The 20,939-nt window shown below is 74.9% G+C and carries 23 protein-coding genes and 1 riboswitch; of the genes, 2 read left to right on the plus strand and 21 right to left on the minus strand.

Annotated features, from left to right (window positions below):
- Positions 1 to 37: 37 nt before the first annotated feature.
- The 17 genes from pheS to rpe form a co-directional block, all read right to left on the minus strand.
- Positions 38 to 1,108, minus strand: a complete 1,071-nt coding sequence (pheS, locus tag D7193_RS00270) for a phenylalanine--tRNA ligase subunit alpha (protein ID WP_120777372.1) — start codon at positions 1,106 to 1,108, stop codon at positions 38 to 40.
- 170 nt (positions 1,109 to 1,278) lie between these two features.
- Positions 1,279 to 2,139, minus strand: coding sequence for a TrmH family RNA methyltransferase (locus tag D7193_RS00275; protein ID WP_241562764.1), 861 nt, complete (start codon positions 2,137 to 2,139; stop codon positions 1,279 to 1,281).
- A 56-nt stretch (positions 2,140 to 2,195) separates the two neighbouring features.
- Entirely contained in the window at positions 2,196 to 2,588 is a 393-nt protein-coding gene (gene rplT, locus D7193_RS00280; protein ID WP_120777374.1) for a 50S ribosomal protein L20, read from the minus strand.
- Positions 2,589 to 2,620: 32 nt separating this feature from the next.
- On the minus strand, positions 2,621 to 2,815 hold the full coding sequence (gene rpmI / locus D7193_RS00285) for a 50S ribosomal protein L35 (protein WP_007458415.1): 195 nt from the start codon (positions 2,813 to 2,815) through the stop codon (positions 2,621 to 2,623).
- Positions 2,816 to 2,835: 20 nt separating this feature from the next.
- Positions 2,836 to 3,462, minus strand: coding sequence for a translation initiation factor IF-3 (gene infC / locus D7193_RS00290; RefSeq protein WP_120777375.1), 627 nt, complete (start codon positions 3,460 to 3,462; stop codon positions 2,836 to 2,838).
- Positions 3,463 to 4,143: 681 nt separating this feature from the next.
- On the minus strand, positions 4,144 to 4,617 hold the full coding sequence (locus D7193_RS00295) for a PH domain-containing protein (RefSeq protein ID WP_120777376.1): 474 nt from the start codon (positions 4,615 to 4,617) through the stop codon (positions 4,144 to 4,146).
- Between the two features lie 312 nt (positions 4,618 to 4,929).
- Positions 4,930 to 5,898 (minus strand): DMT family transporter, encoded by a 969-nt coding sequence (locus D7193_RS00300; RefSeq protein ID WP_120779140.1) that lies wholly within the window; start codon positions 5,896 to 5,898, stop codon positions 4,930 to 4,932.
- A gap of 281 nt (positions 5,899 to 6,179) precedes the next feature.
- Complete coding sequence (hisG, locus tag D7193_RS00305) at positions 6,180 to 7,025, minus strand: ATP phosphoribosyltransferase (RefSeq protein ID WP_120777377.1); 846 nt, start codon at positions 7,023 to 7,025, stop codon at positions 6,180 to 6,182.
- Between the two features lie 45 nt (positions 7,026 to 7,070).
- Positions 7,071 to 7,334, minus strand: a complete 264-nt coding sequence (locus D7193_RS00310; RefSeq protein WP_120331238.1) for a phosphoribosyl-ATP diphosphatase — start codon at positions 7,332 to 7,334, stop codon at positions 7,071 to 7,073.
- 42 nt (positions 7,335 to 7,376) lie between these two features.
- A complete protein-coding gene (locus tag D7193_RS00315) occupies positions 7,377 to 8,072 on the minus strand; it encodes an alpha/beta fold hydrolase (RefSeq protein ID WP_120777378.1) in 696 nt (231 codons plus the stop codon).
- Between the two features lie 6 nt (positions 8,073 to 8,078).
- Positions 8,079 to 8,579, minus strand: a complete 501-nt coding sequence (ribH, locus tag D7193_RS00320; RefSeq protein ID WP_120777379.1) for a 6,7-dimethyl-8-ribityllumazine synthase — start codon at positions 8,577 to 8,579, stop codon at positions 8,079 to 8,081.
- A 2-nt stretch (positions 8,580 to 8,581) separates the two neighbouring features.
- Positions 8,582 to 9,847, minus strand: a complete 1,266-nt coding sequence (locus tag D7193_RS00325; protein ID WP_120777380.1) for a bifunctional 3,4-dihydroxy-2-butanone-4-phosphate synthase/GTP cyclohydrolase II — start codon at positions 9,845 to 9,847, stop codon at positions 8,582 to 8,584.
- Positions 9,844 to 10,542: a nicotinamide riboside transporter PnuC gene (gene pnuC, locus D7193_RS00330; RefSeq protein ID WP_120777381.1), complete on the minus strand. Its 699-nt coding sequence runs from the start codon at positions 10,540 to 10,542 to the stop codon at positions 9,844 to 9,846. Before pnuC ends, D7193_RS00325 begins: the two co-directional genes overlap by 4 nt.
- A complete protein-coding gene (locus D7193_RS00335; protein WP_120777382.1) occupies positions 10,542 to 11,246 on the minus strand; it encodes a riboflavin synthase in 705 nt (234 codons plus the stop codon). Before D7193_RS00335 ends, pnuC begins: the two co-directional genes overlap by 1 nt.
- A gap of 1 nt (position 11,247) precedes the next feature.
- Positions 11,248 to 12,309, minus strand: coding sequence for a bifunctional diaminohydroxyphosphoribosylaminopyrimidine deaminase/5-amino-6-(5-phosphoribosylamino)uracil reductase RibD (ribD, locus tag D7193_RS00340; protein WP_120777383.1), 1,062 nt, complete (start codon positions 12,307 to 12,309; stop codon positions 11,248 to 11,250).
- A 164-nt stretch (positions 12,310 to 12,473) separates the two neighbouring features.
- Positions 12,474 to 12,645, minus strand: a riboswitch (FMN riboswitch).
- 80 nt (positions 12,646 to 12,725) lie between these two features.
- Positions 12,726 to 13,682: a response regulator gene (locus D7193_RS00345; protein ID WP_120777384.1), complete on the minus strand. Its 957-nt coding sequence runs from the start codon at positions 13,680 to 13,682 to the stop codon at positions 12,726 to 12,728.
- Between the two features lies 1 nt (position 13,683).
- Entirely contained in the window at positions 13,684 to 14,364 is a 681-nt protein-coding gene (gene rpe, locus D7193_RS00350; protein ID WP_120777385.1) for a ribulose-phosphate 3-epimerase, read from the minus strand.
- Positions 14,365 to 14,604: 240 nt separating this feature from the next.
- Here rpe and D7193_RS00355 point away from each other — a divergent pair, with 240 nt between their 5' ends.
- Together D7193_RS00355 and D7193_RS00360 are read left to right on the plus strand one after the other, a co-directional pair.
- Positions 14,605 to 15,483, plus strand: a complete 879-nt coding sequence (locus D7193_RS00355) for a septum formation family protein (protein ID WP_120777386.1) — start codon at positions 14,605 to 14,607, stop codon at positions 15,481 to 15,483.
- Between the two features lie 88 nt (positions 15,484 to 15,571).
- Positions 15,572 to 16,459 (plus strand): septum formation family protein, encoded by an 888-nt coding sequence (locus D7193_RS00360; RefSeq protein WP_120777387.1) that lies wholly within the window; start codon positions 15,572 to 15,574, stop codon positions 16,457 to 16,459.
- A gap of 52 nt (positions 16,460 to 16,511) precedes the next feature.
- On the opposite strand, the gene D7193_RS00365 is transcribed toward D7193_RS00360, so the two are convergent.
- The 4 genes from D7193_RS00365 to D7193_RS00380 all read right to left on the minus strand — a co-directional run bounded on the left by D7193_RS00365 (position 16,512) and on the right by D7193_RS00380 (position 20,877).
- Positions 16,512 to 17,933 carry an RsmB/NOP family class I SAM-dependent RNA methyltransferase gene (locus D7193_RS00365; protein ID WP_120779141.1) on the minus strand — a complete coding sequence of 474 codons (1,422 nt, stop codon included), beginning with the start codon at positions 17,931 to 17,933 and terminating at the stop codon, positions 16,512 to 16,514.
- A gap of 134 nt (positions 17,934 to 18,067) precedes the next feature.
- Positions 18,068 to 18,994 (minus strand): methionyl-tRNA formyltransferase, encoded by a 927-nt coding sequence (fmt, locus tag D7193_RS00370; protein WP_120779142.1) that lies wholly within the window; start codon positions 18,992 to 18,994, stop codon positions 18,068 to 18,070.
- Positions 18,995 to 19,002: 8 nt separating this feature from the next.
- Positions 19,003 to 19,566 carry a peptide deformylase gene (gene def / locus D7193_RS00375; protein ID WP_120777388.1) on the minus strand — a complete coding sequence of 188 codons (564 nt, stop codon included), beginning with the start codon at positions 19,564 to 19,566 and terminating at the stop codon, positions 19,003 to 19,005.
- Positions 19,567 to 19,611: 45 nt separating this feature from the next.
- Entirely contained in the window at positions 19,612 to 20,877 is a 1,266-nt protein-coding gene (locus tag D7193_RS00380) for a cytochrome P450 (protein ID WP_120777389.1), read from the minus strand.
- Positions 20,878 to 20,939: the final 62 nt, after the last annotated feature.

The raw sequence follows: 20,939 nt of genomic DNA on the forward strand, positions 1-20,939 counted from the left end.
CTCAGACCACCGTCTCCGTAACTCGTGCCCGCATCCCCTACGCCCCGGTCCCGAGCGCCCGGCTGAACCGGACGTCGCCCTCGAAGAGGTGGCGGATGTCGCTGACCCCGTGCCGGACCATGAGGGTCCGGTCGATGCCCATGCCGAACGCGAAGCCGGAGTAGACCTCGGGATCGATCCCGCAGGCCCGCAGCACCCGCGGGTTCACCATGCCGCAGCCGCCCCACTCGACCCACTGCGGACCGTCGCGGTGCTCGGGGAACCACACGTCGAACTCCGCCGACGGCTCCGTGAACGGGAAGTAGTGCGGCCGCCACCGGGTCTTCGCGTCCGGGCCGAAGATCGCCTTGGCGAAGTGGTCGAGCGTGCCGCGCAGGTGCGCCATCGTGATGCCCTTGTCGACCACGAGGCCCTCGGCCTGGTGGAAGACCGGGCTGTGGGTGGCGTCCACCTCGTCGGTGCGGTAGACCCGGCCGGGGCAGATCACGTAGATCGGCGGCGTACGGCTCAGCATGGTGCGGGTCTGCACGGTGGAGGTGTGCGTACGCAGCACCAGGCCGGACCGGTCCGCGGGGTCCACGTAGAACGTGTCCATGAGCCCGCGCGCCGGGTGGTCGGCGGGGATGTTCAGCGCGTCGAAGTTCACCCACTCGAGCTCGACCTCGGGGCCCTCGGCCACCTCGTAGCCCATCCCCACGAAGAGGTCGCTGATCCGCTCCATGAGCGTGCTCAACGGGTGCCGCGCGCCGCGGGGCCGCCGGTCGTACGGCAGCGTCACGTCGACGCGCTCGGCGACCAGCACCCGCTCGGCGTGCTCGCGTTCCAGCACCTCGGCGCGGGCGGCGTAGGCGGACTCGATCGCCCGACGGGCCTCGTTGACCCGCTTACCGGCGTCGGCCTTCGCGGCCGGTGGCAGCGCGCCGATCTCCCGGCGGGCCAGCGACACCGGTGCCCGGTCACCCAGGTGCGCCGGGCGCAGCGCGGTCAGCGCGTCCGGGTCGGCGGCCCCGGCGAACGCCTTCTCGGCGTCGGCCACGGCGTCGGCCAGAGCGGCCGGGTCGAGCAGGGCGACCTGCTTCGGGTCGTACGGATCGTTGCGATAGGTCATGGCGTACGGGCACTCCCTCACGGCGGCGCCGGCCCTCGCGGGGCGGCGAAGCGAGTCTACGGACGCGCGGCTGTGCCGCAGCCCGCCGGTGGGAGTTGCGCAGGGAGCAGGTCAGGCCCGCCGCCCGCCGACACCGGCGGGCTGGCTAAACGAACGCCGTGGCGCGTTCATCAACGGCGGCTCTCCCCTGTCGTGACGGCCGGTCGACCGTGTGGCGGCCGGCGCTGTGCTCTCGCTGAAGAGTACAGGCAGACGGCCGCGGCCGCAGCCAGGTTGAGGCTCTCGGCGCGCCCGTGCAGCGGCACCCGCACCCGGGCGTCGGCGGCGTCGGTGAGCGCCCGCGGCAGCCCGTGCGCCTCCGAGCCGAACAGCCAGGCGGTAGGCGCGGCCAGACGGCCGTCGTCGGCCAGGTCGTCGAGGTCGTCCTCGCCGTAGCCCGTGGTGGCGAGCACCGCGAGGCCGGCCGCGCGCAGCGCGGCCACCACGTCGAGCGGGTCGGCGGCGCGGACCACGTCGAGGTGGAAGAGACTGCCCGCCGACGACCGCACGCACTTGCCGTTGTACGGATCGACGGCGTCGCCGGCGAAGACCACCGCGCCGGCGCCCGCCGCGTCGGCGGTCCGCAGCACCGTGCCGGCGTTGCCCGGGTCGCGGATCTCGGCGAGCACCGCCACGAGCCGGGGCCCGCGGGCGAGGGCACGGTCCAGCGGAACGTCGAGGTGCCGGCAGACGGCCACGAGGCCCTGCGGGGCGACGGTCTCGGCGAGGGCCGCGAGCGCGTCGTCGGTCACCTCGGAGACCGGCACGTCGCCGCCGGCGGCGAGGGCCGCCAGCTCGGCGTGGCGGTCCAGCGCGGCCGGCGTACCGAACAACTCGGTGACCACGCCGGGCGCGGCCAGCGCCTCACGCACCGCCTGCGGGCCCTCGGCGAGGAAGCGTCCGGTCGCCTCGCGGTCCCGGCGACGGTGCAGCCGGCGGGCGGCGACCACCCGGGGCGTACGCGGGGTGAAGAGCATTTTCTCCTCGGACATGCGCGAGGCGCCCCCCGTCGGGGTCGACGAGGGGCGCCTCGAACCAGCGCAGGGGATCAGGCGGCCTGGGCCGCCGCGCCACCGGTGCCGTGGGCCGCCACCGCGGCCCGGGCGACCTCGACGATCGCCGCGAACGCGGCGGCGTCGTTGACGGCCAGGTCGGCCAGGATCTTCCGGTCGACCTCGACGCCGGCCAGCTTGAGGCCCTGGATCAGGCGGTTGTAGGTCATCCCGTTGGCGCGGGCGCCCGCGTTGATCCGCTGGATCCAGAGCTGCCGGAAGTCGCCCTTGCGGTCGCGCCGGTCCCGGTAGGCGTACTGCATCGAGTGCAGCACCTGCTCCTTGGCCTTGCGGTAGAGGCGCGAGCGCTGACCGCGGTAGCCGCTCGCGGTCTCGAGCAGGGTACGGCGCTTCTTCTGGGCGTTCACAGCCCGCTTGACGCGTGCCATCTCAACTCCTTCGTACGTTCAGGTGGCGCGCGTCAGCGGCCGAGCAGCTTCTTGATGCGCTTGACGTCGGCCTTGGCCAGCACGACCGTGCCGGTCAGCCGACGGGTCTGGGTGGAGGGCTTCTTCTCCAGGTTGTGGCGGAGGCCGGCCTGCTGGGCAACGATCTTGCCCTTGCCGGTCACCTTGACCCGCTTGCCCATACCCGTGTGGCTCTTCATCTTCGGCATGTGGAACGTCTTCTCCCCTGTTACTCGCCGCTCTCGTCGGCGACTGCGCCGGTCTCACCGGCTGCTGCGGTCTCGCCGGCCTCGGCGGACCCCTCGGCCCGTTCCCGAGGCGCCCCGCCACGAGAAGCCGTCGCGGCGACCGCGGCGGCCTTGGTGGCGCGGTGCGGCGCGAGCACCATGATCATGTTGCGGCCGTCCTGCTTCGGAGCGGCCTCGACGTACCCCAGCTCCGAGATCTCCGACTCGAGCCGGCGCAGGAGCCGGTAACCCAGCTCCGGGCGGCTCTGCTCGCGACCGCGGAACATGATCGTCACCTTGACCTTGTCGCCGGCCTTCAGGAACCGCACCACGTGACCCTTCTTGGTCTCGTAGTCGTGCGGATCGATCTTCGGCCGGAGCTTCATCTCCTTGATGACGGTCTGCTGCTGGTTACGCCGCGCTTCGCGCGCCTTGAGTGCGCTCTCGTACTTGAACTTGCCGAAGTCCATGAGCTTGCACACCGGCGGGCGCGCCATCGGCGCAACCTCGACCAGGTCCAGATCGACGTCCGCGGCCAGCTGAAGGGCGCGCTCCAGCGGGACGATGCCCACCTGCTCACCCTCGGGGCCGACCAGTCGGACCTCACGTGCCCGGATCTGCTCGTTCACGCGTGGTTCGACGCTGATGGGGCCTCCTCGAGTCGAGTGTCTGCTACGTGCCGACCCTGCGGCTCCCGGGCGGGAGCCGACCGGAAAGCAGAAGGCCCCGGCGCATGCCAGGGCCCGCTCGACCGGTCGGCACGATCACATGATCGCGCATCCGGAACCGGGACACGCCCGGAACCGGTGACCGGACCCGGCCGCCGTCTCGGCGACTCGGGTGGGAGCAGGCGCTCCACTTTCATGCCGCCCGCACACACGCGGACAGCCTGGTCGACTCGACAACACTACACCCTCCGCCACCCCACACCCAAACCGGACACCCGCCACCCGCCAGCCACTCAGCGGCTCAGCTCGGCAGCATGGGCCGGGCTGGGCGCCGGTGATCCACTCGACTTCCTGGAAGTCGAGCTGTCGCGACGCCCGGGACACCGCGACCTCAGGGAACTCGAGTCGATCACGAACTTGGGAACCGTGATCGACACCATGTCGCCGATCTGGCGGCCTCCGGCTCCCCGCGAGACCGCCACATCGGCGGAAGTGCGTGAGGCGGGTGACCCCGGGGCACAGCGCCCCGGCGATCTTGCACTTTCTGCCCGGGCATCACGGACATACCACGCAATCCAGGGGCCGAAAGTGCAAGATCGCGGGAGAGGGGGGTGGGGAACCCCCGTGAGGCATGGGTTCCCGTCAGCGGCCCGGGGCGTTTTCGGTGAGGCGCGCCAGGTGAGCCTGGTGGAGGCGGCGCAGCGCGCGTACGCCCTCCACAGCCAGCTCCTTGTCGGCGGCCTGGAGCGCGACGATCGGTACCAGGTCGTCGTCGTGCAGTTCGAGGCTCGCCCAGGGCGCCCCCCGGTCGAAGCGGATGCCGCGGACGACCTCCCACGGCAGCTCGTACGAGCCGAGCACGTTGCGGACCCGCACGCCCCGCGCGTCCGCCTCGACCCGCGGCCGGGTGAACAGCAGGAACGCGAGAGCGCCGAAGATGCCGAGGCCCACCATGGCGAGCTGGTCGCCACGTTGGAAGGTGCCGTAGCCGTCGCCGGTGGGGCCGCGCAGCGAGGTGGCCACGAGGGTGAACACCACCACCAGGGCGGCCGCCGAGGCCCAGCAGACCAGCCGGATACGCCGGGGCCGGAGTCGGATCAACTCGGGTTCGCTCACCCCACCAGTCTGCCACCCGCCCTGCGGGCGCTCACCGGCGCCACGCTGCCACGGTCCCGGCGCCGGGACCGTGGCAGCGCCGGGGCCCTCGCCCGCCGGGCCAGCCGCCCGCGGCGGCAGCCGCGCCGCCGGGCAAGCCCACCCGTCGACCCGCCGCCGAGCAAGCCCAGCCGTCAACCGGCCGCCGAGCGAGCCAGCCGGTCAACCGGCCGCCGGGCGAGACCACGGTCGACCGGTCGTCGGCGATCCACACCCGGTCCTCCGGCTCGTAGGACAAGCCGGCGGCGGCGCCCGACAGGCAGGCCGGGCCGGTCAGCGGCGCTGGCCTTCGCGGCCCGCCACGACGACCGCCAGCAGGGTCAGCACCGCCCCGGCCAGGACCGCCGGCCGGGCGCCCGGGCCGCCCGGTAGCAGCGCGTCCAGCAGCAGGGCCCCGCCGAGCTGGCCGGCCACGAGCGCCAGCCCGGTACGCAGCACCCCCGCCGACCGGACCCCGACCACGAGTCCCGCCACGATGCAGACCCCGAGCAGCCCGCCGGTGTACAGGTACCAGGCGGACGGCCAGGGCTGCGTCGGTCCGGTGAGCGCGCCGGCCAGCGCCGCGACGAGCAGCACCGCGGGTGTGCTGACCGCGAAGTTGACCGCCACCCCGGCGGCCGACGAGCTGGCCGCGGAGACCCGGCCGTTGAGCGCGGACTGCAGCGCCACCCCGAGCCCGCCGGCCACGGCGAGCAGGACGAGACCGAGAGCCAGGTCACCGACCGGCTGGCCGAGCTGGGCCAGCGCCACCGCGGCCACGCCGAGCAGCCCCCCGGTGATCCGGGGAGCGGTGAGCGGAAGCCGGCCCACCGGGGCGAGGCCGCCTCGGTCGACCGCGAGCCCGCCCAGGCTGCCCCCGGCCACCTGGGCGATCGTGAACACCGCGACCCCCAGCGCCGGCACCACGTACGCGCCGAGCACCACGATCGCCGCTCCGCCGAGCCCGCCCAGGTAGCTCCACCAGGGCAGCCGGGCGCGGCGCAGGGCGGCGATCCCGGTCCGCATCGACGGCAGCACGACCAGCCCGAGGACGACGAGCAGCGTGCCGCCGGCGTTGTTGACGACCGCGGCCAGGGTCGGTTCGCCGAGGCGTACGCCCAGTTCACCGTTGGCCGCTCCCTGCGCGGCCGACGCGACGCCGACCGCCGCCACGACGGAGAGCGCCGCCCACGCGGGAAGCGGGCCGCGCGCCGGGCGCGCCGCCGCCGGCGGTACGACGGCCGCCGCCGTGGCCTCGGGCACCGGAGACTCCTCGCCGGGCCTCGCCCGCTGCCGGCCGGGGACGCCCCCGGGCGCCGGTTCGCCGGGGCCGGCGACCGGCGGCGACACCGGGTCCGCGACGCGGGGCGACCGGCCCGCCGCCGGCTTCCCGACACGGGCCGCCCCACCCAGGACGGGCTCCGCCGGCTCCCCGACGCGGGCTGCCCCACCCAGGGCGGGCTCCGCCGGCTCCCCGACGCGGGCCGCCCCGTCCGGCGCGGGCTCGGGACCGGACGCGGACCCGGGTGCCGCCGGCGTCGCCGTCACAGCCGGCAGGCGTGGATGTTGGTGACGAGGATGGCTCGGGCGCCGAGCTCGTAGAGCTCGTCCATGATCCGGTGTACGTCGTCGCGGAGCACCATGGCCTGCACGGCGACCCAGCCCTCCCGGTGCAGCGGCGACACGGTGGGCGACTCGATGCCCGGGGTGAGCGAGCTGGCCCGGTCCAGCAGGCCGGCGGGAACGTCGTACGCGAGCATCACGTAGCGGCGGGCCACCAGCACGCCGTGCAGCCGGCGCAGCAGCTGCTCGGCCTGCGGGTGCGCGGGCGCGCCGGCGCGGCGTACGAGCACCGCAGACGAGCGCAGCAGCGGCTCGCCGAAGACCACGAGCCCGGCCTGGCGCAGGGTCGCGCCGGTCTCCACCACGTCCGCCACGACGTCGGCGACGCCCAGCCGTACGGCGTTCTCGACCGCGCCGTCGAGGCGGATGACGTCGGCCTTCACGTCCAGCTCGGCGAGGTGCCGCTCGACGAGCCCCGGGTACGCGGTGGCGACGCGGTGCCCGCCCAGCTCCTTCACGGACTCGATGGCGTCGGGGCGGGCGGCGAAGCGGAACGTGGCCCGGCCGAACGCCAGGTCGACCACCTCCTCCGCCGGGGCGCCCGAGTCGATCAGCAGGTCCCGGCCGGTGATGCCGAGGTCCAGGTCACCGGAGCCGACGTAGGTGGCGATGTCCTTGGGGCGCAGGTAGAAGAATTCGACGTTGTTGGGTTCGTCCCGGCAGACCAGGTCCTTCGGGTCGGTGCGCTGGCGGTAGCCCGCCTCGCGCAGCATCTGGGCGGCCGGCTCGGCGAGGGTGCCCTTGTTGGGAATGGCGACACGCAGCATGTCGGAGTGCTCCTAGCAGTCGGTTCGGTCGACGACGGGACGCACTCACAGATGTCGGTAGACGTCCTTGAGCTCGAGGCCGGTGGCGAGCATCAGCACCTGGGTCTGGTAGAGCAGCTGGGAGATCTCCTCGGCGGCCCGCTCCCGGCCCTCGTGCTCGGCGGCCATCCACGACTCGGCCGCCTCCTCGACGACCTTCTTGCCGATGAAGTGCACCCCGCGTTCGAGCGCGGCGACCGTGCCCGAACCCGGAGTGCCGGCCGCGGCCTTGGCCTGCAGCTCGGCGAACAACTCCTCGAACGTCTTCACACCGCGATTCTTCCAGCGCCCCGGCGCCGCGGACGCGCCGGGTCAGGCCCCGTTCACCCAGCGGGACCGCAGGAAGGCCCGCAGGGCGGCCACGAACTCGTCCGGGTGGGACGCGTGCACGGCGTGCCCCGCGTCGATGGTCACGAGGTCGCCCGCGGGCAACCGGGCCGCCATCCGGGCGAGGTCGACCTGCGGCAGGTGGCTGGCCGGCCCGCCGGCGACCACGAGGGTGGGCGCGGTGATCCGCGCGAACCGCTCCCACCCGTCCGGGTCGGGCTCGTTGAGGTCGGCGACCACCGCCTCGCGGGCGGCCCAGTCGTACCCGAGAGGCCCGGGCGGTCGCGCCGGCAGCCGGAGTCCGAGCGGGACCGGCGGCGGTGGCTCCTCGAGCACCAGCGCCGCCACCCGGTCGGGGTACGCCTCGGCGAACAGCGCGGCGACCACCGCCCCGGAGGAGTGCCCCACGAGCACCGGCCGGTCGAGGGCGAGGACGTCGCAGAGGGCGTGCACGTCGTCGCGGGCGACCGCGAGGCCGTACGGGCCGGTGCGGTCGCTGGCCCCGAACCCGCGCGGGTCCGGGGCGTACGACCGCAGGCCGTCGTCGGCCAGCCGGGCGGCGACGGTGGCCCAGGTGGAGCCGTCCGCCGCGCCACCGGGGAGCAGGAGCACCGGCCGCCCGTGCCGCGGGCCCCAGGTGCGGTAGGCCATCCGCAGCGCGGGCAGCTCGGCGTACTCCACGAGCCGTCAGCCGGCGAAGCCGACCCGGTGGCCGTTGGTGGACTCGACCGACCGGACGGCCAGCGCCGCGTCCAGCGCGGCGACGGTCGCCGCCCAGCCCTTGTCCTCGGCCGAACCGGGCAGGCCGGCCCGGTCCCGCGCCTGCTCGATGGTGTCCACGGTGAGCACACCGTGCGCCACCGGCTTCCCCTCGTCCAGTGCGACCCGGGTCAACCCGTCGGTGACCGAGCGGCACACGTAGTCGAAGTGCGCCGTGGCGCCGCGGACGACCACGCCGAGCGCCACCACCACGTCGTAGCGGCGGGCGAGGGCCTGGGCGACCACCGGCAGCTCCACCGAGCCGGCCACCCGGGCGACCACGGCCCGCGCCCCGCACGCCTCGGCGGCGGCGACCGCCCGTTCGAGCATGTGGTCGGTCAGCTCGCCGTGCCACCGCGCCGCCACCACGCCGACCGTCATCCCGGTCGCGTCCACCGGTGCCGCGCCCGGCTCGCCGAATCCCGCCATGTCTACGCTCCGATCTCGTCACCGGCGGGCAGCCGGCCGGCCGGCGCCTCGGTGATCTCGTCCAACTCGTCCAACAGGTGTCCCATGCGGTCCCGCTTGGTGCGCAGGTACCGCACGTTCTCCGGGTGCGGGCGCACCGGCAGCCCCTCCCGCCCGGTGATCGTCAGGCCGTACCCCTCGAGCCCGGCCCGCTTCGCCGGGTTGTTGGTGAGCAGCCGCATCGACCGCACGCCGAGGTCGTAGAGGATCTGGGCGCCGGTGCCGTAGTCCCGGGCGTCGGCCGGCAGGCCGAGGTCCAGGTTGGCGTCCACCGTGTCGCGGCCCAGGTCCTGCAACTGGTACGCCTGGAGCTTGTGCAGCAGCCCGATGCCCCGTCCCTCGTGGCCGCGCATGTAGAGCACCACGCCGCGCCCCTCCTGCGCGACCCGGGCCAGGGCGGCGTCGAGCTGCGGGCCGCAGTCGCAGCGCAGCGAGCCGAACACGTCCCCGGTCAGGCACTCGGAGTGCACCCGGACCAGCACGTCCTGCCCGTCACCGATCTCGCCGTAGACCATCGCGATGTGCTCGGCGGCGTCGTTCTCGGTGCGGTAGCCCAGCGCCCGGAACACCCCGTGCCGGGTGGGCATGCGGGCGGCGGCGACCTGCTCGACCTGCTTCTCGGTACGCCGCCGGTAGGCGATCAGGTCCGCGATGGTGACGAGCGTGAGCGCGTGCTCGGCGCAGAACTTCTCTAGGTCCGGCAGCCGCATCATGGTGCCGTCGTCGTTGACCAGCTCGCACAGCACGCCGGCCGGGCGCAGGCCGGCCATGCGGGCGAGGTCCACCGCGGCCTCGGTGTGCCCGGGCCGGCGCAGCACGCCGCCCGGCCGGGCGCGCAGCGGCACGACGTGACCGGGGCGGGCCAGGTCGGCCGGCCCGGTGGTCGGGTCGGCGAGCAGCCGGATGGTGTGCGCCCGGTCGGCGGCCGAGATGCCGGTACTGACCCCCTCGCGGGCGTCGACGGTCACCGTGTACGCGGTGCCGCGCCGGTCCTGGTTGGTGTGGTACATCGGCGGCAGTTCGAGCCGGTCGGCCTCCTCCTCGGTGACCGGCACGCAGACGTAGCCGGAGGTGTGGCGCACCATGAAGGCGAGCAGCTCCGGGGTGGCCAGCTCGGCCGCGAAGATCAGGTCGCCCTCGTTCTCGCGGTCCGCGTCGTCGACCACGACGACGGGCCGCCCGGCGGCGATGTCCGCCACCGCCTGCTCGATGGAGGAGAAAGTGGTCATGCGACGGCCTCCGTGTAGGTCGGCGGGATCGGGACGCGCGCGGGTCGCAGCACCCGGGAGGTGCGCCACCAGCTGGCGAAGCCCCAGACGCAGAACGCTCCGTAGACGAGGTACATGGCCGCCGACGGGTAGAAGCCGCCGTCGAGCAGCAGCGGGACGCCGACCGCGTCCACGGCGATCCAGACCAGCCAGAACTCGACCCAGCCGCGGGCCATGCCGTAGGTGGCGAGCAGGCTGCCGGTGAGGATCCACGCGTCGGGCAGCGGCCCCCAGGAGCCGAGGGCGGCGAGCAACGGGTACGCGGCGGCGGTGCCGAGCACGGCGGCGGCGAGCAGCGCCAGCCGCTCCCGGCCGGTGGCCCAGCGCGGCGCCACGGCGCCCCGGTCCGGCACCAGGCCGAGCCGGCGGGTACGCGACCAGCGCCACCAGCCGTAGACGCTGACCGTGAAGAAGAAGACCTGCCGGCCGGCCTGGCCGTACAGGTCGTGCGCCTGCGGCGTGGCGAAGGCCCCGCCGAGGAAGACGGTGAACAGCAGCGCGTTGCCGACCATGCCGACCGGCCAGGCCCAGACCAGCCGGCGCAGGCCCAGCAGCGCGGAGACCAGCCCGAAGACGTTGCCGACGATCTCCCGGACCAGTACGGGCGAGCCGGCGACGCTCACCTGCGCGTCGAGCAGCCAGTGCAGCGCGCCCATCAGGCCACCTCGCCGGTGGGCGCCGCGCCGTCCACCGCGTCGGACTCGGCGGGCCCGGGCGCCGCGACGCCGCGTGCCGGGTCGGCTCCGACGGCGGGCCCGGCGCCGGTGGCCCGGTCGCCGAGCAGCCGCTCGACGTACTTGGCCAGCACGTCCACCTCGAGGTTCACCGGGTCACCGACGCCGCGCCCGCCGAGGGTGGTGAGCTTCAGGGTGGTCGGGATGAGGCCCACCGCGAACCAGTCCGGCCCGACGCCGGCCACGGTCAGCGACACGCCGTCGACGGTGATCGAGCCCTTCTCCACCACGTACCGGGACAGGTGCGCGGGGAGCCGGAACCGCACCGTCTCCCACTGCGGCGCCGGCTCGCGGCCGAGCACCTCCCCCACCCCGTCGACGTGGCCCTGCACGAGGTGCCCCCCGAGGCGGCTGCCCAGCGTGGCGGCCCGCTCCAGGTTGACGCTGTCGCCCGGGCGCAGCGCGCCCAGCGCGGAGCGGCGCAGCGTCTCGCCCATGACGTCGGCGGTGAAGACCCCGCCGTCGACGTCCACGACGGTCAGGCAGACCCCGTTGACGGCGATGGAGTCCCCGTGCCGGGCGTCGGCGGTGACCAGCGGCCCGCGGACGGCGACCAGCGCGGAGTCTCCCGCGGTGGCCGTCACCCGGACGACCTCACCCAACTCCTCGACGATGCCGGTGAACATGTCAGCCCTCCCTCTTACGGGGCAGCGCGGTGATCCGCAGATCCGGACCGATCTGCGTAACGTCGACGAACTCCAGATCGATGGCCTCCGCGATGGTGGTCACACCCGCATCGACCACCGCCGTCGGCCCGGCGCCGAGCAGCCGGGGCGCCACGTAACCGACGATCTTGTCCACGAGGCCGGCGGCCAGGAACGCGCCGGCCAGCCGGGGGCCGCCCTCCAGCAGCACGGCCCGGACGCCGCGCTGGTGCAGCGCGGCGAGCAGCGCCGGCAGGTCCACCCGCCCGTCCGGGCCGGCGCCGACCTCGGCCGCGGTGGCGACCCAGGTGCGGGCCGCGCCGTCGCGGACGCGGGCCTCGGCGGGCGTACGGCCGTCGCTGTCGACGACCACCCGCAGCGGCTGCCGGATGGCGAGGCTGCCGTCGCGCAGGTTGCGGGCGGTCAGCCGCGGGTCGTCGGCGAGCACGGTGCCCACCCCCACGACGACCGCGTCGACGGTGCCGCGCAGCGCGTGCACGTCGATCCGGGCCGCCTCGGAGGTGATCCACATGCTGGTGCCGTCGGCCGCCGCCGACCGGCCGTCGACCGTCGCCGCGTACTTCCAGATGACGTACGGCCAGCCCCGCCGCATCGAGGTCAGCCAGGCGATGTTGCCGGCCTCCGCCTCGGCGCCGCGTACGCCCAGATCGACCCGGACCCCGGCGGAGCGCAGGGTGGCCGCGCCTCCCGAGGCCACCGGGTTGGGGTCGGGCACGGCGATCACGACCCGGGCGACGCCGGCCTGGATGAGCGCGAGACTGCAGGGGCCGGTGCGGCCGGTGTGGTCGCAGGGTTCCAGAGTGACCACCGCGGTGCCGCCCCGAGCGCGCTCGCCAGCCTGCGCGAGCGCGACGATCTCGGCGTGGGGCCCGCCGGCGTACGCGTGGAAGCCCTCGCCGACGACCCGGCCCTCGGCGTCGAGCAGGACGCAGCCGACCACCGGGTTGGGGCTGGTGGTGCCCAGCCCCCGTGCCGCCAGTTCGATCGCGCGACGCATCGCCTCGTCGACGGAGACGCTCGCCATCTCGCCGTGCCCTGCCCTCTCGCTCGCCGGTCGCGCGCGGGCGGGGCGGGAGGGTCGGCCGTGAGGCCGCGCATGCGGCGGCGGAGATGCGGGCACGACAGGGCCGCCCCGCAGGGCCGGGCACGACACGCCGATGTCGGCGGCCGGCACGACCCGTCCGTCCCGCGCGCTGTCTCCCATCCGGACTGTCTGGGCGCGGGTTGCCCCGCCCCCAACCGTCGGCCCCGGATTCTCACCAGGTCCACCGGGCGGCAGAGCCGACCGGGTCGCGGGCTGACCACGGACTGACCGTGGATCACCGCCGGTTCGGAATTACACCGAGTCCCGCCAGCGCGTGGTGGGTACACCGGAAGTCTTACACGCCCACCGGGGGGCGCCGCCACCGAGGCGAGCTACTTCACACCGCGTCGCGCCGGTCACGTCACGCCGCGCCGGCGGTCGACCGCCACGTACGACCCGGGCTGGCTCTTGGCCACCGTCTTCATCTCGCTGGCCACCGCGATGGCCTCGAGGGGGTTCGTGAAGCGTTTGTCGGCGTCGGAGAGCGACACCCCGATCGACAGGGTGACCAGGGCGGCGCGGCGGATGTTGCCCCGCCGGTCCTTCAGCTCGACGAAGCCGCGCTCCCGGTCGATCGGGTCGTAGAGCGTGTCAGCCGCCTTCTCGAAGTCCACCACGGCGCGGGAGGTCAGCGGCCGGACCTGGTCGGGCGAGCAGACGATCACGAAGTCGTCGCCGCCCACATGACCGAGGAAGGCCGGCGGCAGGCCGACCGAGACCACCGCCCGGTGCAGGCTGCGGGCCAGGGCGGAGATGAAGTCGTCGCCCCGGACGAACCCGTACCGGTCGTTGACGCTCTTGAACCGGTCGATGTCGATGTAGCCGACCGCGTAGTCGGCGCCGTTGCGGACGCGGTCGCTGATCTCCCGCCGGATCCGGCTGTTGCCGGGCAGGCCGGTCAGCGGGGAGACCTCGCGGAACTCCTTGTTGCGCCGCAGCGTGGAGCTGACCCGGGCGATCAGCTCGGCGGTGTCGAACGGCTTCACGAGGTAGTCGTCGGCGCCGGCGCTGAGGCCGTTGACCTTGTCGGACGTCATCCCCTTGGCGGTCAGCATGATCACCGGCAGGGCCGAGGTCATCGGGTCGGCCCGCAGCCGCCGGGTCAGCTCCAGACCGTCGATGCGCGGCATCATGAGGTCGACCACCGCCAGGTCGGGGCGCTGCTGCTCGATGACGTCCAGTGCCTCCTGGCCGTCGCTGGCGTGCAGCACCTCGAACCCGTGCAGGCGCAGGTTGAACTCGACGAAGCGGGCGATGTCCTCGTCGTCGTCGACGACGAGGATGATGTCGGGTCGCTCCTCCGCCGGATCCACGTCAGGCCCCGGGTGCGGCGCGTTCCGCGAGGGCCCGCAGCCGGCGCACCGCCTCGGCGGGGTCGGCCGCGCCGTAGACGGCGGTGCCGGCCACGAAGGCGTCCGCGCCCGCCGCGGATGCCTGCTCGATGGTGTCGGCCGCGATCCCGCCGTCGACCTCGATGCGCAGCTCCAGGTGGCCGGCCGCGACGTGCTGGCGGGCCGTACGGACCTTCTCCAGCAGCTGCGGGATGAACCGCTGCCCGCCGAACCCGGCCTTGATCGTCATGATCAGCAGGGTGTCGAAGCTGGGCAGCAGGTCCAGGTACGGCTCGATCGGCGTGTCCCGGTCGATCGCGAGGCCCGCCTTGGCCCCGGCCGAGCGCAGGTCCTTGGCCAGTGCCACCGGGTCGTCACAGGCCTCGGCGTGGAACGTGACGTTGTACGCCCCGGCGTCGGCGTACCCGGGCGCCCAGCGCCGCGGGTCCTCGATCATCAGGTGCACGTCGAACGGGAGCTGGGTGGCCGCCCGCAGGCTCTGCACCACCGGCAGCCCGATGGTCAGGTTGGGCACGAAGTGGTTGTCCATCACGTCGACGTGCAACCAGTCCGCGGCGTTCTCGACGGCACGGACCTCATCGGCGAGGCGGGCGAAGTCGGCGGCGAGAATGCTCGGCGCGACGATCGGCGGCGGTACGGTCACCGGGCCAGTGTACGAACGACGCCACCACCGGCCGCACGGCACCATCCGGGACGCGGCGTGACCCGGCGGTGACCGGTGGTGCAGAATGGGCCGCCCCGGTGGGCGTTCCGCGGCCCGGCGCCGTCGGCGACTGGCCGATCGGCGGGAAGCCGACCAGACTCCAACGGGGACGGTGACACCACGCCGGGGGCGACCGGCGGGGGGCGCTCGACGGTCACCAGTTTCCGGGAAGGGCGGACGATGCGACGGTGGCTTGCGCTGGCGCTGGTCGGCGCGGCGGTGCTCCTGGCGGGCTGCCAACGCTCGCACGGGGCCGACGGTGACCTGGTCGACGACTGGCCGGCGATGCGGGCGCCGAAGCTGTTCGTGCCCGCCACCGACACCTGCCTGCCCCGGATCACCCCGGTCGTGCAGGCCAGCACCTACGAGACGGTGCCCTGCTCGCGCAGCCACCTGGCCGAGGCGATCCACGTGGGCACCGTCGACGACGTCCCGGCCGGCCCCCGCCCCGAGCCCGGCTCCCCCGCGCTGCGCGGCGTCCGGGCCGAGTGCGACCAGCGGGCCCGGGAGGTGCTCGGCGGCGACTGGCACTCCGCCCGGCTCACCCTGAACATCGCGCTGCCCTCCACGCCCGCCTGGGCCGGTGGCGCGCGATGGTTCCGGTGCGACCTGAGCGAGACCGACAGCATCGACAACACCCGCCCGGTCAACCGGGTCGGCAGCCTGCGGGGCGCGATGATCGGCGACTCGCCGCTCATCCACCGCTGCTTCGACCCGAAGCTGATCGGCGACAACCTCAACTACATGGCGCCGGTGCTGTGCACCGAGCCGCACCGCGCCGAGTTCGTGGGCGTCTACACCGAGCGCGACATGAGCTGGGCGGCGTTCACGGCCGCGCAGGACCAGGTGCACCGGCGGTGCATGGCGCTGATCGCCGCCTTCGCGGCGGTGCCCGACAACGGCGACCTGGCGTACCGGGCGGGATCCATCTTCTACCCGCCGTCGCGGCGGGAGTGGGAGGAGGGCGACCGCGGGGTGCGCTGTTTCCTGTGGAGCGACGACCGGCCGCTGACCCGCTCCATGCGCGGGGTGGGGCCGCAGGGACTTCCGGCGATCTGACCGGCCGTGCCGTATGCTCCTGCGCTTGTGGCGCAACCGGTCGACGATCGCCGGTGGGCGTGACCACGGTCGACGGGGAGGTCGTCGGATGCGACGGTGGTGGACGGCGGTCGCCGTGGGCGCGGCGACGGTGCTGGGGCTCACCGGGTGCGCCCCGGCCGGGCTCGACACGGAACTCACCGACGACTGGCCGGCGTTCGCCGCGGCCGAGGCGTTCGTTCCCGACGCCGGTGTCTGCCACGCCGCCCTCCAGGACGTGGGCTACCTGAGCGCGTACAACCCGGTCGACTGCGGCCAGTCGCACCGCGCGGAGACCGTGCACGTGGGCACCCTCTCCGGCGCCGCCGCCCAGCGGAGCACGCCCCCGCCGTCCGGTTCCGCGGGGATGCGGGCCGCGCGGGCCGAGTGTGACCGGGCGGTGGACAAGGCCGTCGGCGCGAACTGGCGCTCGGGCCGCCTGGGTGTGGGGGTGGTCTTCCCCTCGCCGGCGGCGTGGACCGGCGGCGCGCGGTGGTTCCGGTGCGACGTGAGCGAGCTGCAGAGCCTCGACGACCCGGCCGTGCAGCTGCGGACGGGCAGCGTCCGCGGGGCGCTCACCGGAGACTCCGAGCTGGCGCACCGCTGCTTCGAGCCGAAGCTCGTCAAGGACGACATCGACGAGATGGTCCCGGCCTCCTGCACGGCCCGGCACCACGCCGAGTTCGTGGGCGTGTACCAGGCGCCGGACGTCACCTACGCCCAGTTCACCGGCAGCACCCTCGCGACGCACAAGGCGTGCCGCAAGCTCATCGCGAAGTACACCAAGGTGCCGGACAACTCCGACCTGCAGTACCGGGCGGGCACGATCTTCTACCACCCGTTCGAGCAGGAGTGGAAGGACGGCAACCGCGGCGTGCAGTGCTTCCTGTGGGTCAGCGACCGCGCGCTCACCCGCTCGCTGAAGGGCGCCGGCACGAAGGCTCTGCCCGTCCGGTGACCCGCCGCCGTCGCGCCTGGCGACGGCGGCGGTGGCCGCCTCCGATCGGCGGTCAGCCGCGACGGAGGACGGCGAGGAACATCGCGTCGGTGCCGTGCCGGTGCGGCCACAACTGCACGGTCGGCCCCTCGCCGAGGCCCGGCATGCCTGCCGGCAGCAGCGGACGGGCGTCGACGAAGTCCACGGGCACACCGGAACGCCGCGCCGCCTCGGTCACCGTCACGTGCGTCTCCACCGTGTGCGGCGAGCAGGTGACGTAGGCGACCAGGCCGCCGGGGCGTACCGCACGCAGCGCGGCGCCCAGCAGCTCCCGCTGCAACCGGGTCAGCGCGGCGAGGTCCGAGGGCTGCCGCCGCCAGCGGGACTCGGGTCGGCGACGCAGCGACCCCAGGCCGGTGCAGGGGGCGTCGACGAGCACCCGGTCGAAGTGCTCCTCCGGGAGCTTCGGGTCCTGCCCCACGGTGCGGCCGTCCGTGTTCAGGACGGTCACCGGCAGGCCCCGGGTGGCCTGAGCGACCAGGCGGGCCCGGTGCTCGGCCACCTCGACGGCCGTCAGCCGGGCGTCCCGCTGGGCCGCGAGGGCGCCGAGCAGCCCCGCCTTGCCGCCGGGCCCGGCGCACAGGTCGAGCCAGCGCCCGTCCGGGCCCTCCAGCGGCGCCGCCGCGAGCGCGGCCGCCACCAGCTGCGAACCCTCGTCCTGGACGTGGGCGCGGCCGTCGGCCACCGCCGGCAGGTCACCGGGCGCCCCGCCGGACAGGTACACGGCGTACGGGGAGAACGCCCCCGGCGCGCCGCCGACCTCGTCGGCCAGCTCGACCGCGTCGGCGAGGCCCGGACGCGCGCACAGGTGCACGGGCGGGCGTTCGTTGTCCTCGATGAGCAGCCGGGTGGTCTCGCCGAGGTCGCCGCCGAGCGCCTCGGCGAACGCCCGCACCACCCACTGCGGGTGGCTGTAGGCGAGCGACAGGTACCCGATCGGGTCGGTCTCCATGCTCGGTGCGAGCCGCTGCACCCAGGCGTCCACGTCCCGGCCGGCGACCTCGCGCAGCACGGCGTTGGCGAAGCCGGTGGCGCCCGGACCGACCGTGCGGACGAGGTCGACGGTCGAGGAGACGGCCGCGTGCGCGGGCACGCGGGTGTGCAGCAGCTGGTACGCCCCGAGCCGCAGCGCGTCGCGTACCGGCGGGTCGATCCGCTGCACCTCCCGGCCGGCGGCCGCGGTGAGGATCGCGTCCAGCGTGCCGAGGTGGCGCAGGGTGCCGTAGGTCAGCTCGGTGGCGAAGGCCGCGTCCCGGCCGACCAGCCCCTCCTCGCGCAGGATCGCCGGCAGCACCAGGTTGGCGAACGCGTCGTCGCGGTTCACGGCGGCGACCGCCTCGTAGGCGGCCTGCCGGGGGCGGTCCACGGCCGGCCGGCCACCGCGGCCGGCGCGCCGGTCGGCGCCCGAGCGCGCGGACCAGCGGCCGCCCGCCATTGGCCGCCCGCCGCCGGGCCGCTCACTCCGCCCGCCCCACCGGCCCTCACGCGAGGTGGCGGGGCGCAGGTCGGACCGCTCGTCGGGCGAACCGTCACCGACGGGCGCGTCGTCGCGCGCCGGGCCGGCGGCGCTCACGCCAGCTCCTCACCGGCGGCGACCCGGGCGCCGCGCGCCCAGTCCGTCGCCGGCATGGCCCGCTTGCCGGCCGCCCGCACCTCGCCCAGCCGTACCGGGCCGGTGGCGGTGCCGGCGAGCACGCGGGACTTCTCCACCAGCAGCTCACCCGGCTTCAGGTCGGGGCCGTCGGGCACCGGGACGACCGGTCCGAGCTTCACCCGCTCGCCCCGGAAGGTGGTCCACGGGCCGGGCGCCGGGGTGCACGCGCGGATCCGCCGGTCCACGGCGAACGCCGGGTCGGCCCAGCGCACCCGGGCGTCCTCCACGGTCAGCTTCGGCGCGAGGGACACCCCGTCGGCCGGCTGCGGCTCGGCCCGCGCGGTGCCGTCGGCGATCGCGTCGAGCACCGCCACCAGCAGGCCCGCACCGGAGGTGGCGAGCCGCTCCAGCAGGTCGCCGGAGGTGTCGGTGGGGCGGATCTCGTCGGTCAGGGTGCCGTAGACCGGGCCGGTGTCCAGGCCCTCCTCCAGCTGGAACACGCTGGCCCCGGTCAGCTCGTCGCCGTGCAGCACGGCGTGCTGCACGGGCGCCGCGCCGCGCCAGGCCGGCAGCAGCGAGAAGTGCAGGTTGACCCAGCCGTGCCGGGGGATCTCCAGCGCGGACGGGGGCACCAGGGCCCCGTACGCGACGACGGGCACGCAGTCCGGGGCGAGCTCGCGAAGCCGGGCCAGGAACTCCGGCTCGCGCGGGCGGGCCGGGGTGAGCACCTCGACGCCGTGCTCGTCGGCCCACGCGCCGACCGGGGAGCGGGACAGGCCACGGCCCCGTCCGGCGGGCGCGTCCGGTCGCGTGACGACGGCGACCAGCTCGTGCCCGGAGGCGGCCACGGCCGCGAGGGACGGGACGGCGACGGCCGGCGTACCGGCGAAGACCACACGCATGCCGGCCGTCACCCACCCAGGCCGAACGGGCTGCTGCCGGCGCCGTGCGGGTTGACCTTCACCACGGGCGGGGCGGCCGGGTCGTACCACTCCGCCTGGCGGATCGCCTTCATGGCCTCCTTGCGCCCGGCCGCGTCGAGCCGGTCGACGAACAGCACGCCGTCGAGGTGGTCGGTCTCGTGCTGCACGCAGCGGGCCATGAGGCCGGTGCCGACGATCTGCAGCGGATCCCCGTAGCCGTTGAAGCCCTTGGCCACGACGTTCTGCCGACGCTTGGTGTCGAAGTAGAGCCCGGGGATGGACAGGCAGCCCTCGGGGCCGTCCTGCTCCTCCTCGTCGGGAAACTCCAGCACCGGGTTGACGAGGTGACCGAGCACGTCGTCGACGTCGAACGTGAACACCCGCAGGCCCACCCCGAGCTGCGGCGCGGCCAGACCGGCGCCGCTCTGCTCGCGCATGGTGTCGGTCAGGTCGGCGATGAGCCGGCGCAGCTCGGCGTCGAAGTCGACCACCGGATCGGCCGGCGTGCGCAGCACCGGATCGCCGAACAGACGGATGGGCTGGACGGTCACGCGGGACGGCTCCTTCTGGGGTGGGACGATCGGGGCCGTACCAGTCTACGGAGTGCCCGGCCGGGCACCGGCCGGCGTACCGCGATCGACCGGGGCCGGTGTGCCGAGCGTCACCGGCAGCGTGTCGTAGCCCCGCAGGGTGAGCCGGGTGCGCCGCCGGGGCCGGCCGGCCAGGGCCAGCTCCGGCAGCCGGCGCAGCAGTCGCGGGACGGCGATCTGCGCCTCCAGCCGGGCCAGCCCGGCGCCCACGCAGTAGTGCGGGCCGGCGCCGAAGGACAGCGGGTGCGACTGCGCCCGCCACGGGTCGAACCGCTCCGGGGCGGGGAACCGGCGGGGGTCCCGGTTCGCGGCCCCGAGCAGCAGCAGCACCGAGCTGCCCGCCGGCAGCTCGACCCCGCCGCAGCGCACGGCGGCCGTGCTCAGCCGGCTGGTGAGCTGCACCGGCGAGTCGTAACGCAGCAGCTCCTCGACGTACGCCGGGGCGTGCTCCGGGTGCCCGCGCAGCACGTCGGCCTCGCGGGGGTGGTCGAGGAGCACGACGAGACCGTTGCCGAGCAGGTTGGTGGTGGTCTCGAAGCCGGCGACCAGCAGGACGACGAGGTTGGCCAGCAGCTCGTCGCCGGAGAGCCGCCCGCCGTCGGAGTCGTGCACCTGGACCAGGGCGGTCGTCAGGTCGTCGGCCGGGGCCCGGCGACGCGCCTGCACCAGCTCCGTGAAGTACGCGCGCAGCTCGGCCGCGCCCCGGTCGGCGACCGCCAGCTCCTCGGGCGTGATCTCCGGCTCCAGGACGCCGGTCAGGTCGGTCGCCCAGCGGCGGAACAGCGGCCGGTCGGCGGCCGGCACGCCCAGCAGGGCGCAGATCACCGCGACCGGCAGCGGGTACGCGAAGTCGGCCAGGAAGTCCACCGGGGCGTCCCGGCCCCGCTCGCCCATCGCGTCGATCAGCTCGTCGGCCTGCGCGGCCACCACGTCGCGCATCCCGGCGATCCGGCGCGGGCTGAACGCGCCCGCGACCAGCCGGCGCATGCGGCTGTGGTCGGGCGGGTTGGTCCGCAGCATCGAGCGGGAGATCGACGCGATCGCGGGGCTGTCCCGCCAGCCCGGCCAGACGCTGTCGCGGATCGCGTCGTCCATCACCGCGAGCCGGGGGTCGCGGAGCAGCTCGTCGGCCTCGGCGTAGCCGGTGACCAGGTAGAACATCGGTGCGGCCTCGGCCACCGGCCCGTACGCGCGCAGCCGCTCGTAGGTGGGGTAGGGGTCGATCCGCCCTTGCGGCGACAGCAGCAGTGTGAGCGCCTCGGCAGCGTCCATGGCCGGCCTCCCGCGTCCCGTCGAGGGCCTCTCATCATGCCCCGGATCGGGCGATCCGGCGA

Source organism: Micromonospora costi (assembly GCF_003626655.1).
Taxonomy (GTDB): domain Bacteria; phylum Actinomycetota; class Actinomycetes; order Mycobacteriales; family Micromonosporaceae; genus Micromonospora; species Micromonospora costi.